The 13,682-nt window shown below is 66.5% G+C and carries 11 protein-coding genes; 8 read left to right on the top strand and 3 right to left on the bottom strand.

The genetic code is table 11. From position 1 onward, the window contains the following. Window positions 1-15 precede the first annotated feature (15 nt). Genes CV023_RS16290 through CV023_RS16265 form a run of 6 tightly spaced genes read left to right on the top strand, consistent with a single transcriptional unit; the run spans window position 16 to window position 6,418 of the window. Window positions 16-1,500, top strand: coding sequence for a fumarylacetoacetate hydrolase family protein (locus CV023_RS16290; protein ID WP_230747833.1), 1,485 nt, complete (start codon window positions 16-18; stop codon window positions 1,498-1,500). Further along, entirely contained in the window at window positions 1,497-2,219 is a 723-nt protein-coding gene (locus tag CV023_RS16285; protein WP_442859947.1) for a GntR family transcriptional regulator, read from the top strand. The genes CV023_RS16290 and CV023_RS16285 overlap by 4 nt, the downstream gene beginning before the upstream one ends. Then, entirely contained in the window at window positions 2,216-3,721 is a 1,506-nt protein-coding gene (gene hpaE, locus CV023_RS16280; protein WP_230747829.1) for a 5-carboxymethyl-2-hydroxymuconate semialdehyde dehydrogenase, read from the top strand. Before CV023_RS16285 ends, hpaE begins: the two co-directional genes overlap by 4 nt. A gap of 13 nt (window positions 3,722-3,734) precedes the next feature. Next, entirely contained in the window at window positions 3,735-4,847 is a 1,113-nt protein-coding gene (hpaD, locus tag CV023_RS16275) for a 3,4-dihydroxyphenylacetate 2,3-dioxygenase (RefSeq protein ID WP_230747822.1), read from the top strand. A 12-nt stretch (window positions 4,848-4,859) separates the two neighbouring features. Further along, window positions 4,860-5,645, top strand: a complete 786-nt coding sequence (locus CV023_RS16270) for a fumarylacetoacetate hydrolase family protein (RefSeq protein ID WP_230747817.1) — start codon at window positions 4,860-4,862, stop codon at window positions 5,643-5,645. Beyond that, window positions 5,630-6,418, top strand: coding sequence for an HpcH/HpaI aldolase family protein (locus CV023_RS16265; RefSeq protein WP_230747812.1), 789 nt, complete (start codon window positions 5,630-5,632; stop codon window positions 6,416-6,418). The genes CV023_RS16270 and CV023_RS16265 overlap by 16 nt, the downstream gene beginning before the upstream one ends. 3 nt (window positions 6,419-6,421) lie before the next feature. On the opposite strand, the gene CV023_RS16260 is transcribed toward CV023_RS16265, so the two are convergent. Further along, window positions 6,422-8,401 carry an LPXTG cell wall anchor domain-containing protein gene (locus tag CV023_RS16260; RefSeq protein WP_230747810.1) on the bottom strand — a complete coding sequence of 660 codons (1,980 nt, stop codon included), beginning with the start codon at window positions 8,399-8,401 and terminating at the stop codon, window positions 6,422-6,424. A gap of 841 nt (window positions 8,402-9,242) precedes the next feature. On the opposite strand from CV023_RS16260, the gene CV023_RS16255 reads away from it, so the two are divergent. Together CV023_RS16255 and CV023_RS16250 are read left to right on the top strand one after the other, a co-directional pair. Continuing rightward, window positions 9,243-10,568, top strand: a complete 1,326-nt coding sequence (locus CV023_RS16255; RefSeq protein ID WP_230747808.1) for a PrsW family intramembrane metalloprotease — start codon at window positions 9,243-9,245, stop codon at window positions 10,566-10,568. A gap of 8 nt (window positions 10,569-10,576) precedes the next feature. Beyond that, window positions 10,577-11,764 carry a MarP family serine protease gene (locus tag CV023_RS16250; protein WP_230747806.1) on the top strand — a complete coding sequence of 396 codons (1,188 nt, stop codon included), beginning with the start codon at window positions 10,577-10,579 and terminating at the stop codon, window positions 11,762-11,764. Window positions 11,765-11,803: 39 nt separating this feature from the next. Here the strand turns inward: CV023_RS16250 and CV023_RS16245 are convergent, their stop codons facing one another. Both CV023_RS16245 and CV023_RS16240 read right to left on the bottom strand, forming a co-directional pair. Continuing rightward, the gene (locus CV023_RS16245) at window positions 11,804-12,745 is read right to left on the bottom strand and encodes an endonuclease/exonuclease/phosphatase family protein (protein WP_230747799.1); all 942 of its coding nucleotides are present in this window, start codon (window positions 12,743-12,745) and stop codon (window positions 11,804-11,806) included. A gap of 90 nt (window positions 12,746-12,835) precedes the next feature. After that, entirely contained in the window at window positions 12,836-13,603 is a 768-nt protein-coding gene (locus CV023_RS16240) for a winged helix-turn-helix transcriptional regulator (RefSeq protein ID WP_230747794.1), read from the bottom strand. Window positions 13,604-13,682 lie beyond the last annotated feature (79 nt).

The raw sequence follows: 13,682 nt of genomic DNA, 5'->3' as shown, positions 1-13,682 counted from the left end.
TGAGGTGTGAGATCGATGTCGACTCCAGCTGGTGCTCCGGCCCGACCGGGCAAAGTCATCGCCGTCCATGTGGCCTACGAATCCCGTTCCGCCCAGCGCGGCAAGCGGCCCGACCAGCCGTCCTACTTCCTCAAGGCCGCCAGCTCCATCGCCGGCACAGGGGAGACCATCGAACGTCCCGCCGGCACCTCGCTGCTCGCCTTCGAAGGTGAGATCGCCGTCGTCATCGGCACCCTCGCACACCGCGTGAGCATGGAGGACGCCTGGAACCACGTCGAGGGCGTGACCGCATCCAACGACTTCGGTCTCTACGACATGAAGACGCCCGACAAGGGTTCGAACCTGCGGTCGAAGAGCCGCGACGGCTACACCCCGCTGGGGCCGAACATCATCCCCGCCGCCGAGGCGGACCCGCAGTCCCTGCGCATCCGCACCTGGGTCAACGGCGAGGTCAAGCAGGACGACGGTACGTCAGCCGAGCAGCTGATCTTCCCCTTGACCCAGATCGTCGCCGATCTCAGCCAGCACATGACCCTCGAACCCGGAGATGTCATCCTCACCGGAACCCCGGCGGGCTCGAGCGTCGTCGCCCCCGGGGACACTGTCGAGGTCAAGGTCACGGCCACCTCGGCGAGCGGTTCCGAACTCAGTTCGGGACGACTCGTCACCACTGTGATCGAAGGCCCGGGCGACTTCGACGAAACTCTCGGCAGCACCCCCGCCGTGAACGAGGCTCTGGCCATCGACGCCTGGGGATCGCGTGAGGAAGCGGGCCTGCCGCCGGAAGCCGAGACCGACGCGAGCGCATCACTGAGCGAGGAGCTGCGTGCCAAACTCACCGCAGCCCCGACCGCGGGCCTGTCCGCGCAGCTGCGCTCCCGGGGGCTGAACAACGTCGTCATCGAGGGAGTCGCACCTCTGAAACCCGGCAGCAAGATCGTCGGCACCGCGAAGACCCTGCGATTCGTACCCAACCGCGAGGATCTGTTCACATCCCACGGCGGCGGCTACAACGCCCAGAAGCGGGCCTTCGATTCGATCTCGAACGGTGAGGTCATCGTCATCGAAGCCCGCGGCGAGGCCGGATCGGGAACCCTCGGCGATGTGCTGGCCCTGCGAGCCAAGGCCCTGGGCGCGACCGGAGTCATCACCGACGGGGGAGTCCGCGACTCCGCCGAGGTGGCCGAGATCCTCCCCGTGTTCGCGACCTCCCGCAACCCCGCCGTGCTCGGGCGCAAGCACGTGCCCTGGGAGTCCGAAGTGGCCGTGGCCTGCGGAAACGCCACCGTTCTGCCCGGCGATGTGATCGTCGGCGACGACGACGGAGTCATCGTCATCCCCCGCGACCTCGTCGAGGACGTCGTCGACGCCGCATTGGCCAAGGAGACCGAGGACGGCTGGGTCGCCGAGCAGGTCGCGGCCGGCAACCCCATCGAGAACCTGTTCCCACCCAAGGGCGAATGGAAAGAGAAGTTCGAGGCATGGAAGGACACTCAGTGAAGACCGCAGACGGGGAGACCTCCGAGGCCGAGCTCTCGGCAGAATCCGGTTCGCTGAGCAAAGCGGAGACGGCCTACCGCTGGCTTCGCCGACGCATCGCCGACCAGACCTTCGACCCCGGCCACAAGCTGGTCCTCGCCCAGATCGCGCTCGAGCTCGACACCTCCGTCGTCCCGGTCCGCGAGGCGATCCGGCGTCTCGAGGCCGACGGGCTCGTCACCTTCGAACGCAATGTCGGAGCCCGGGTGGCCATGGTCGATCAGAGCTCCTACGCCCAGTCCATGGAGGCCGTGGCCATTCTCGAAGGAGCCGCAACCGCCCAGGCGCTGGAGTTCCTCACCGAGGACGACCTCGCCGAGGCCGAAGCGATCAACGAACGCATGCGCGCGCTCCTGGACGACTTCGACGCCACGGAGTTCACCCGCCTCAACCACGAGTTCCACGCAGCGCTCTTCCGGCGTTGCCCCAACGAGCGGCTCCACTCGCTGGTCGCCGTGGAATGGGACCGGCTGGCCCATCTGCGGAACTCGACCTTCTCCTTCGTGCCCGAAAGGGCACTGGGCTCGGTCGACGAGCACGCCCGCATCGTCGCCCTGATCCGGGCCCGCGCCTCGGCGGACGAGATCGAACGGGTGGTGCGCGGCCATCGGTCCGCGACCCTGCACAGCTATCAAGAAGCCCAAGCCAAGACCACAGAGAGAGAAGAGGACAAGTCATGACTGACACCACCGCTGCTCCCACCGGAATTCCGGAGAAGATCCGCCACTACATAGGCGGCGAATTCGTCGACTCCATCGACGGCGATGAATTCGACGTCATCAACCCCGTGGACAACCGGCCCTATATCAAGGCCGCCTCGGGAAAGAAGGCCGACATCGACTCGGCAGTCGCCTCGGCGAAGCAGGCCTTCGACGAAGGCCCCTGGCCGAGGATGCTGCCACGTGAGCGGGCACGCGTGCTGAATAAGATCGCCGATATCGCCGAATCCCGGAATCAGGAGCTCGCGGAGATGGAGTCCTTCGATTCCGGTCTGCCGATCACCCAGGCCCGGGGGCAGGCCGCCCGCGCCGCGGAGAACTTCCGGTTCTTCGCCGACCTCATCGTCGCCCAGGTCGACGATGCGTTCAAAGTTCCCGGCCGCCAGGCCAACTACGTCAACCGCAAGCCGATCGGCGTGGCCGGACTCATCACCCCCTGGAACACCCCGTTCATGCTCGAGTCCTGGAAGCTCGCCCCGGCGATCGCGACCGGCAACACCGTGGTCCTCAAACCCGCCGAGTTCACCCCGCTCTCGGCCTCCCTGTGGCCGGGAATCTTCGAGGAGGCCGGACTGCCCACGGGCGTGTTCAACATGGTCAACGGCTTCGGCGAGGAGGGCTTCGCCGGGGATTCGCTGGTCAAACATCCCGACGTTCCGCTCATCTCCTTCACCGGCGAATCGAGCACCGGTCAGACGATCTTCGCGAACGCCGCTCCCTGGCTCAAAGGCCTGTCGATGGAGCTCGGCGGCAAATCCCCGGCCGTCGTCTTCGCCGATGCCGATCTCGACGCGGCGATCAACGCCACGATCTTCGGCGTCTTCTCCCTCAACGGGGAACGCTGCACCGCGGGTTCGCGCATCCTCGTCGAGGAATCCGTCTATGACGAATTCGTCGAACGCTACGCCGCCCAGGCCAAGCGCGTGAAGGTCGGTCTGCCTTCGGATCCCGACACCGAGGTGGCCGCGCTGGTCCACCCCGAGCACTTCGAGAAGGTCATGTCCTACGTCGAGATCGGCAAGGAGGAGGCTCGCCTCGTCGCCGGAGGCGGACGTCCCGAGGGATTCGAGACCGGCAACTTCGTCGCTCCGACCGTCTTCGCCGATGTCGCCCCCGACGCCCGGATCTTCCAGGAGGAGATCTTCGGTCCCGTCGTCGCGATCACCCCGTTCAAGTCCGATGCGGAAGCGCTGCAGCTCGCGAATGACACCAAGTACGGTCTCGCCGCCTACATCTGGACCTCCGACCTCAAACGCGCACACAACTTCTCGCAGGCCGTGGAATCCGGAATGGTGTGGCTGAACTCGAACAACGTCCGCGATCTGCGGACCCCCTTCGGCGGCGTCAAGGCCTCGGGCCTCGGCCACGAGGGCGGCTACCGGTCGATCGACTTCTACACGGAACAGCAGTCCGTGCACATCAACCTCGGCGAGGTCCACAATCCCGTCTTCGGGAAGCAGTGAAAGGTCTTCACCCATGACTCAGACAATCCCAACTCCCTCCGTCCCGGCTCCGGACGTTCTGCGCTGCGCCTATATGGAACTCGTCGTCACGGACCTGAAGAAGTCGCGTGACTTCTACGTCGATGTGCTCGACCTGCAGGTCACCGAGGAGGACGAGTCCACCGTCTACCTGCGGTCGATGGAGGAGTTCATCCACCACAACCTCGTGCTGCGGCAGGGGCCCGTGGCCGCGGCGGCCACATTCGCCTACCGGGTGCGCACTCCCGAGGACGTCGACCGTGCGGAAGCCTACTACCGCGAGCTCGGCTGCCCGGTCGTGCGGAAGAAGGACGGGTTCGTGCGCGGCATCGGCGACTCGGTGCGCGTCCAGGATCCGCTCGGCTTCCCCTACGAGTTCTTCTACGAGGTCGAGCACGTCGAACGTCTCGCCTGGCGCTACGACCTCTACTCGCCGGGCGCACTTGTGCGTCTCGATCACTTCAACCAGGTCACCCCTGACGTGCCGAAGGCCGTGGACTACATGGAGAACCTCGGCTTCCGCGTCACCGAGGACATCCAAGATGCCGAAGGCACCGTCTACGCCGCCTGGATGCGCCGCAAACCGACCGTCCACGATACGGCGATGACCGGCGGGGACGGACCGCGCATGCACCATGTCGCCTTCGCCACGCACGAGAAGCACAACATCCTCGCCATCTGCGACAAGCTCGGCGCACTGCGCCTCTCCGACACGATCGAACGCGGGCCCGGACGGCACGGCGTCTCGAACGCCTTCTACCTCTACCTGCGCGACCCCGACGGCCACCGGATCGAGGTCTACACCCAGGACTACTACACCGGCGACCCGGACAACCCGCGCGTAACCTGGGACGTCCACGACAATCAGCGCCGCGACTGGTGGGGCAACCCGGTCGTGCCCTCCTGGTACACCGACGCCTCCACCGTCCTCGACCTCGACGGCAACCCGGTGCCGATCGTCACCCGCACCGACACCTCCGAAATGGATGTCACGATCGGCGCCGACGGGTTCTCCTACACCCGGCGCGAGGATGCCTCCAGCCGGTTCGGCGAGCACTCGGGTGCCGACGACGGCGAAGACGAGTTCAAGCTGGGTCACCAGCTCTGAGGAGGAGCAGACATGCTCGATGAGACAACGATCGCAGCGATCGCCGACGATCTGGCGACCGCGGAGAAGAACCGGTCGAAGATCGGCCTGCTCACCGCGAAGTACCCCGAGATGACCGTCGAGGACTCCTACGCCGTGCAGAACGAATGGCGCCGGCGAGGTGAGGCGGCCGGCCGCCGACTCTTCGGACACAAGATCGGCCTGACCTCGAAGCCGATGCAGCAGGCCACCGGCATCACCGAACCCGACTACGGGACGATCTTCGCCGACCAGGTCTATGACACCGGTTCGGTCATCGACCACTCCCGGTATTCGGGTGTTCGGGTCGAGGTCGAGCTCGCCTTTGTGCTCAAGGACGAGCTGCGCGGGCCCGACGTCAGCCTCTTCGACGTTCTGCGGGCCACCGAATACGTGGTGCCCGCGCTCGAGGTGCTGTCCTCGCGGATCGAAATGGAGGGTCGGACCATCGTCGATACGATCTCGGACAATGCGGCCCTGGGGGCGATGGTCCTCGGCGGTCGTCCCGTGGCCGTGGATGCTCTCGACCTGCGCCGGGTCGGGGCGCTGCTCTACCGCAATGAGTCCGTCGAGGACTCGGGGCTGGCCGCCGCCGTGCTCGACCATCCGGCCCGCGGCATCGTCTGGCTGGCGAACAAACTCGCCGAACACGGCGACGTGCTGCAGGCAGGGGAGACCGTCCTGGCCGGATCGTTCACCCGACCCATGTGGGTGAGCCCGGGAGACACCGTCCACGCCGACTACGGAGAGTTGGGAGTCATCACATGCCGTTTCGAGTAGACCTGCCGCAGACCTTCACCGACCGGGTGGCTGAGTTGGGCGCGGAGGAGTACCTGACCGGAATGTGGGTGTGTTCCGGATCGCCCGTGGCCGCGGAGATCGCCGCATCCTCGGGGATGCAATGGGTCCTCATCGACGCCGAGCACTCGCCGATCGGTCTCGAGACCACGACGAGCCTGCTCCGGGCGATGAATGGCTACCCGGCGACTCCTGTGGTCCGGGTGCCCGTCAACGACCAGGTGCTCATCAAACAGCACCTCGACCTCGGCGCACAGAATCTGCTCGTGCCGATGGTCGACACGAAAGCCGACGCCGAGGCGGCCGTGCGTGCCGTGCGCTACCCACCGCGGGGTGTGCGCGGGGTCGGATCGGCTCTGTCCAGGGCTTCGCGGTGGAACGCCGTGGAGAACTATCTCGGTCGGGCCGAGGAACTCGTGTCCCTGACAGTGCAGATCGAGTCGGCTACCGCCGTCGAGAATGCCGCTGAGATCGCTGCGGTCGACGGGATCGATGCCGTGTTCGTCGGTCCCTCGGACCTGGCCGCCTCGATGGGTCTGCTCGGTCAGCAGACCCATCCTGAGGTCACCGAGGCGGTGCTGGCCACCTTCGAGGCGGTCAGGGCCGCCGGCAAGCCTGTCGGTGTCAACGCCTTCGACCCTGAACAGGCACGGAAGTACCTCGATGCTGGAGCCTCGTTCGTCCTCGTCGGCGCCGATGTCGGACTGATGATGAACGGGGCCCGGGCGTGGGCGCAGACCTGGGTGCACGACTGAGGATCACTCTTCGCCGCGGCGTCGACCGGTGATCAGCAGCACCGTGGTGCCGAGACCGACGAGGACGATGCCGGCTCCGATGAGCATCCCGTTGCCGGTGGCTCCGGTCCGCGGCAGCTCGGCCGGGGGAGCGGGAGCCTCAGGCGCCTCGGCGACGGGTGCGACCGGCGGGGTCTCGGGCTGTTCCGGAGGAGCCGGTGGGGCGCTGGGCTGCTCCGGCGGGGCAGGCGGTGTGCTCGGTTGCTCGGGCGGTGCACTCGGCTCTTCGGGCGGGGCCGGCGGCGTGCTCGGCTTCTCCTCCGGCGGACGATGCACGGTCTCGGCGGGGATGCCCCACTCGCTCGTCCAGGCCGTGTGCACGTCGCTTTCGGCGATCGAGGTCACGTAGGTGACCCAGCCGACCGGCATCTCCACCGGTTCGGTCGCGATCTCCGCGGTGCCTTCCTGGTCGGCGACGACGGTGACGTCCTGGCTCGACAGTTCCTCACCCGAGGGCTCCGCGGACTGCTTCGGCTCCTCCTCGACGTGGTAGGCGGTCACGGTGATCACGGCTTCGGCCCCGGGTCGCAGGCCCGACACCCGCACCTCGTCGTGGGTGGTGCTGCCTTCGTAGACCGCCTCGGTGTCGGCACTCGGCGTCCACGGGGTGAATCCGGTCTCCCGGGGCTGGCCGTGGACGCCCTTCCACTCCTTCGTCGCCTTGTCTCCGGTGATGGTCTCCGTGAAGTACATCCATCCGCGGAAGTCATCGGGCACAGTGATCGCCTCGGAGGTATGCGTGCCGTTGCCGATGTTCTTCGAGGTCACCGAGCCGATGACGCGGGCGTCGTCGTTCTTCTTGCCCAGCTCGGGTTTCGACGCGGTCTGCCACAGCTCGTGTTCGACGGTGACTTTGTGGTCGCCGATGAGACCGGAGACCGTGAACTCATCGGTCACCGATTCCCCGGGCTGAGGTTTCTGGTTCGAGATCTCGGTGGTCACCCGCGGCTGTGAGGTCATGTCCACCGAAGCCTTCGCCTCGAGAGCGTCGGGCTTGTCCGGAGTGATCACCCGTTGGACCCGCTTCGATGTGTTCGGCTTGTAGAGGAGCACCGACTCCGGTGCCACCTGCGCGGACGCCTTCACACTGACCGTTCCCGGTTCCGTGAGCTTGAGCCTCTTCACCGTGGCCTTCGTTCCGGTGGTCAGGGACTTCGGGGCATCCTCGACCCCGCTGATCTTCAGACCGATCGGGACGTCGGGGACTCGGGCACCGGAGGCGCTGGTGAGAGTCACCGTCATTGTCACTTCCCCGGTGCGGGGAATGCGCAATGTCGAATCGTCATCGGATCCGGGGTCCTCGACTTTCGCGAAGTCACCATCACCGGGGCCAGGAGAAGGATCGGGCACCGGGGCGGACTTCTGCGCCTGGTCATAGGGTTCAAGCACGGGCAGGTCGAGCACCGGTTCGAGGGCGACATCGAGAGAATAGGGCCCGGCGAACTTCTTCGCCTCGGCTGAGATCCGAGAGTACTCCTTCGCCGCTCCGGCGAACTTCTTGCCGAGATCGCTCGGCTTCTCCGCGGGAACGGTGTGATCGTGGGGGACCTTCTTGTCGAGCCTGGCCAGCGCGCTCAGCGCAGCTTGGACGTCATCGGACTTCGACCCGGAGTGGGTGTGCAGCGCCCATGCGGTCTCCGGACTTGTGACCGCCGTCGATTTCGCGTTCGTGAAGTACTTCGGCAGCGGCGACTGCTTGCCCGCATCGATGCAGTATGCGGGCCGGTCCTTGAACGTCCGGTAGGCGCCGTACCAGGTCTTGCCTTCCTTGGCATGGTGCCAGATTCCCGGACCGTACGTGTCCGAGGACTTGAGCATCGGGACCTCGCCGAGTGCCGCCGGCGGTCCCGCGGCCATAGCCGGGCCGAGACCGATGAGCGAGGCCAGAGCCACGACGATGAGGAGGAGGGCTGAGCGGAGCGCGATTCGTCTGTGAGTAGTCATGGCACGATTTCACGCTGGGCCGGGTGAGTCTGACCAGGGTCGAAAATGTGCCTGTGAATTCACCTGTCGCCGTCCACAGGAAATCGCACGCGAGTCGAAATGCAGCGCGTCGGAGCTGTGGAGCGAAGTCGGCGCACGGTCCTTGACGAAAGACGAGGTGAGAGCAGTGCGAGCGCGGTTCGTTTTGGACCCGGGTTTCGACGATCCAAATCTGCCCGCCGAGGTGGCCGCTGAGTCGGCGGGTTGTCCACAGGGAATCGAGCGCGAGTGAGTTTTCGAAGTACTCAACTGTTGCTGGACAGATACATCATTCTGCGCGGGATGTCAGCGTTCGACCGTAAACTTGGCACTGCGGTCATTCCCCACAAAGAAGGACGATAGCTCTATGTCGGCACAGAACGGCCCTGGCTCGCAGGGTCCGAACAACCCCGGACCCCACCGCGCGCAGCCTCCGAAAGTCGCGGACACGAGGCAGCCCAACGGCCAGCAGTCGGGAGTACCGCAGCCCGGACCGCAGCAGGGACCACCTCAGCAGGTCCGGCCGCAGGGACCACCGCAGCAGTCGGGAATGCCGTCCCAGCAGCCGCCGATGCAACGCCCGCCCCAACAGGGAATGCCCCCGCATCAACAGCCGATTCCGCCGCAGCAGCCGAGCAACGATCGGTTCCGTCCGCGGCCGCAACAGGGGCCCGGTCCGGGAACCCAGCAGCCCCAGCGCCCGATCCCTCAGCCGGGGACGGCTGCGCAGAACCACCTCGGCGGGGGAATGGGGAACGGCCCCGGACAACCTCCGTTGCAGGGCCAACCGATGCAGGGCCAGCCGATGCCCGGCGGACCACAGATGTATGGTCAACCGCAGGTGCCCGCCCAGCCGCAGTTGTACGCCCCGCCGATGCAGCCGCGCGTGTACGCTCAGCCGCGCTTCGCTCCCACGGTCACCCAGGAGATGCGGACCCGGGCCGGCGTCCAGGCTCCCCAGCAGATGGTCACCGAGACGCCGTGGACCGGGGCCGTGCGCCAGTCCCAGCCGGTCGAGGAAGCTCCGGATTCGACCGGCAATATCATCCGCCTCGTCCTTGCCATCGTCGTGCTCGTCGCCCTGGTCGGCGGGCTTCTGCTCCTCGCCCTGATCGGCGGGATCGCCTTCGGCGTGCGACTCTTCGCCCTGATCGGACTCTCCGCGATCCCACTGATCGGAATCATCGCCTACGTCCTCTGGCTCGACCGGTGGAAACCCCAGCCGAAGCTCCTGCTCGGCATCTGTCTGCTCTGGGGCGCCGTCGCCGCGGTCATCCTCACCCTGTTCGTCTCATTGGTCGGTGAGGTCGCGCTCTATATGATCGGAGTCGGCGGGATGCCCAGTACGGTCGGCGCCGTCATCCAAGCCCCGATCGTCGAGGAGACGACGAAGACCGTCCTCCTCGTCGTCATCGTCCTCGCCGCCAGACGGCACTTCGAAGGCCCCCTCGACGGGCTCGTCTACGGGGCGCTCATCGGTGCCGGCTTCGCCTTTACAGAGAACGTCCTCTATCTCGCACAGGCCTGGGACAGCGGACAGCTGGGAGGACTGTTCCTGACCTTCGCAATGCGCTGCATCGGTTCGCCTCTCCTGCACACCACATTCTCCACCTGTGCCGGTGTGACGATCGGTCTCGCCGCCCGCAAATGGCCGTGGTGGGCCGTCGTCCTCATGTGGTTCCCGGGACTGATCGTCGGCATGATTCTGCACGGAGTCTGGAACGGCACAATGACCGGGCTCGGACAGATCCATCCGTTTGCCCAGATCGCGGGCCTCATCGTACTCAGCTTCATTCTCACCGGCTGCTGGGTCACACTCGGCCTGATTCTGCGCCGCAGCGAGCGGCTGCATACTCTGAACATGCTCGGCGACTATGCGAACACCGGATGGCTCACCCATGCCGAGGTCGACATGCTCGGCACCTGGAAGGGCCGGAAGTTCGGCCGTCAATGGGCGGATTCCTTCCCCGGTGGCAAGCAGGAGATGCGCACGATGATCCGCACCTCGGGTGAGCTCTCGACCACCCGCATGCGGCTGCTGGCCGGCCTCGGCGGGGAGACCGAACGCGCGCTCGAGCGCTTCCAGCTGAAGAAGTTCTCCTCCGCCCGCGACCGTCTGCTCGCCGCCTCGAGACGAACGGCCGGATAGCCGCCACCATGCTCGTCGACATCATCATCGTCCTCGTCGGAATCGCCGCGCTCTTCACCGGATTCCGGCAGGGATTCATCACCGGCCTCGGCACCGCCGCAGGCTTCGTCGTCGGATGGATCCTGGGACGGCTGCTCTCGCCGCTGGTGGAATCCCTGAGCGAGGGCACCTCCGCGATGGACAACCCCGGTGTGGTGATGCTGCTGGCGTCGATGCCGCTGGTCCTCAGCGTGCTCTTCGCCTTCGCCGGCAGCGGCATCGGCGCGTGGATCAAGAAGTCGATGGACTCCGAGCTCGGGCAGGGCATCGACGCGATCGGCGGAACCGTCACCGGGGGCATCGTCTGCGTCCTCGTCATCTGGCTGGCCGCCGGGTTCATCCGCACCACGCCCTGGGTCGAACCGAACCGGTGGGTCGCCGACTCGACGATCATCGCCGCCGTCGACCGGACGATCCCGTATTCCTCGCAGCTCGCCCTCGGCGATATCTCCCAGGGACTCAAGGCGACGGGGTTCCCGCAGGTGTTCTCCGGTCAGACGGAGCAGATCCGGGGAGTCGGCGAACCGGATTCGGCGATGGTCGATGTCGGCCGCAAGGTCGAGGACTCGGTCGTCAAGATCACGACCACCGCCACTACCTGCCCGGCCGGATCCGAGGGGTCGGGCTTCGTCTACCGTGACGGCCTCGTGGCCACGAACGCCCATGTGGTCGCCGGATCCACCGAACTCGCCGTGCAGGTCGGAGGCAAGGGCAGGCCCTACGCCGCCGAGGTGGTCGAATTCGACGAGCAGGCCGACGTGGCCGTGCTGCGAGTTCCGGAGCTCAGTGCCCCTGCCCTGGACTTCGGTGATGGGCTGGCCACCGGCGACGACTCCGTGGTCGTCGGATTCCCCGCCAACGGCCCCTACACAATCTCACCCTCGCGAGTGCGGGACAAGATCGATGCCCGCGGCCTCGATATCTATGACGAGAATTCTGTAGTGCGCGAGGTCTACTCGCTGCGCGGAATCGTTCGGGAGGGCAATTCGGGCGGCCCGCTCATCGACGCGAACGGCGATGTCGTCGGCATGGTCTTCGCGCGTTCGGCCACAGACGGCGAGACCGGCTATGCGCTCACCCGCGCCGAGATCGCCGATGAGCTGGAAGCCGGAGCGAACACCAACACCCCGCAGCCGACGGGTCAGTGCACGAGCTGAGACGCGAGCACGAGCTGAGATGCGTGCACGAACTGAAGACTACTTCAGGTCGAGGCCGGCGATGACAGCACGATGGTCGCTCGATCCGCGGTTGAGCACCTCGTCGGAGGTGGCGTCGAAGCCGCGGTAGAGGATGTGGTCGAGCCGGGTGACCGGGAATCGTGCCGGCCAGGTGTAGCCGAAGCCTCCGTGGGCCTCTGCACGCGAATCCTCGAGCGGGGGCACCAGGGCGGACATGTTGGAATCGGTCGACGCGGTGTTGAAGTCACCGGCGACGATGACGTGGTCGGCTTCGTCGGTGGAGACCTCCGTGGCCAGGCGGCGGATCGCCGCATTGCGCATCGCCTCATGCCCGGGGCGCACCGAGGGCATGTGCACGGCATAGAACCGGATGTCGCCGTGGTCGGTTGAGATGGTGGCGGCGAAGGCACGTGGCCACTGCAGCCCCAGATCGACCTCCTCGGCGTTCGAGATCGGCCACTTCGACCAGACGCCGATCGTATCGACGACCTGCGAATGCTCGAAGGAGCTGTCGAGCTCCTTGTGGATGATCTTTCCCGACAGGGACTCGAGCTCTTGGATCGTGACGATGTCCGGGTCCGCGGCCACGAGGTTCTTCGCCGCGGCGGTGGGCTCGGGCATGCGGGCGCCGACATTGTGGGTGGCGACCGTGAGGTCCGGATCGGATTCGTCGCTCGAGGGCAGCAGTGCGCCGCCGAACATCGCGGCCCAGACGACCGTGGGGACGAGGAAGCCGATGAGCGAGAGGATCGAGAACCGGAAGAGGAGCATGAGCAGCACGAGGGCGAGGAATACTCCGGTCCACGGCAGGATCGACTCAACGAGGAGTGCGATGCCCATTCTGTTGGGCAGCAGGTCGTGGAGCAGGAGGAATGCCGCATAGAGGATCCCGAAGATCAGTGCGGTGATTCCCTTCGCGGGACTGTGCGCTCGTCGGGCGCGCGGATATGCCTGGTTCATCGATTAAGAATCTTAACCGTGAAGTCTGGCTCCGGGCTGGGTGGGGCCTGCGATGCGCCTCACACCCCGGATTCGCCGAGGCGGTCCGGCTCAGCGATGGGCGGTGGCACTCCACACGGTGACGTCCGGGTGGGTGTCGTAGCGGTAGCCCGATCCCCTCATTGTGCGCACCACCGAAGCGTATTCGCCGAGGCGGCGGCGCAGACGTCGGATGTGCACGTCGACGGTCCGCTCATCGGGGACTTCGCCTCCGGACCAGACGGCGTCGATGAGGTCTTCGCGCGGCAGGGTGGTGTCGGCGTGGGAGACGAGGGTGGCGAGCAGGTCAAACTCCTTCGTCGTCACATCGACGAGCTCGCCGTCGATGCGGACCTCGCGACGAGGGATGTCGATGCGCAGGCGTTCGGTCGCAGTTCCCTGGAAGCTCTCACCCAGACGGGAGCCGAAGGCCCCCGTGGGCCCGCCACCGGCGCGCTGAGCGCCGGCCGCTTCGCCCTCTTCGCGGAGTGCAGGAGGGTGGATGCGGTTGGGAATGCGCGAACGCACAGGGCCGTGTGTTCCTGCCGGTGTTCCGGTGGCGGCGGGGGAGCCGGTGGCGACGGCCCGGACGGCATCGATGTCGCTGCCGCGGCCTTCGGGGGCCAGGGCGATGACGGCCTGGGTCTCGGCCTGACTGGCGAGTTCCTTCGCATAGGCCTGGAGTTCCCCGGCGATCGCCGAGAGATTGGTGCCGTCGGCGGCGGCCTTGGACTCATCGAGTCCGATGTAGACGATGATGCCGCGGGCGGCCTTCGGTGAGGGGACCACACCGGCGGGACCGTAGGTATGCGGGGGATTCTGCGGATCGACTGCGCTCAAGCGAGCTCCTGCGCGACGGACGGCGACTGCACTGCGGGGGTGAACGTACGCGGGTTCTGGGTTCGACATGACTGTCCTT

The sequence above is a fragment of the Brevibacterium sp. CCUG 69071 genome (assembly GCF_021023135.1).
Classification (GTDB): Bacteria; Actinomycetota; Actinomycetes; order Actinomycetales; family Brevibacteriaceae; genus Brevibacterium.
The sequence above is the reverse complement of the archived record's forward strand: the minus strand, read 5'-3'. Positions and strand labels throughout refer to the sequence as shown.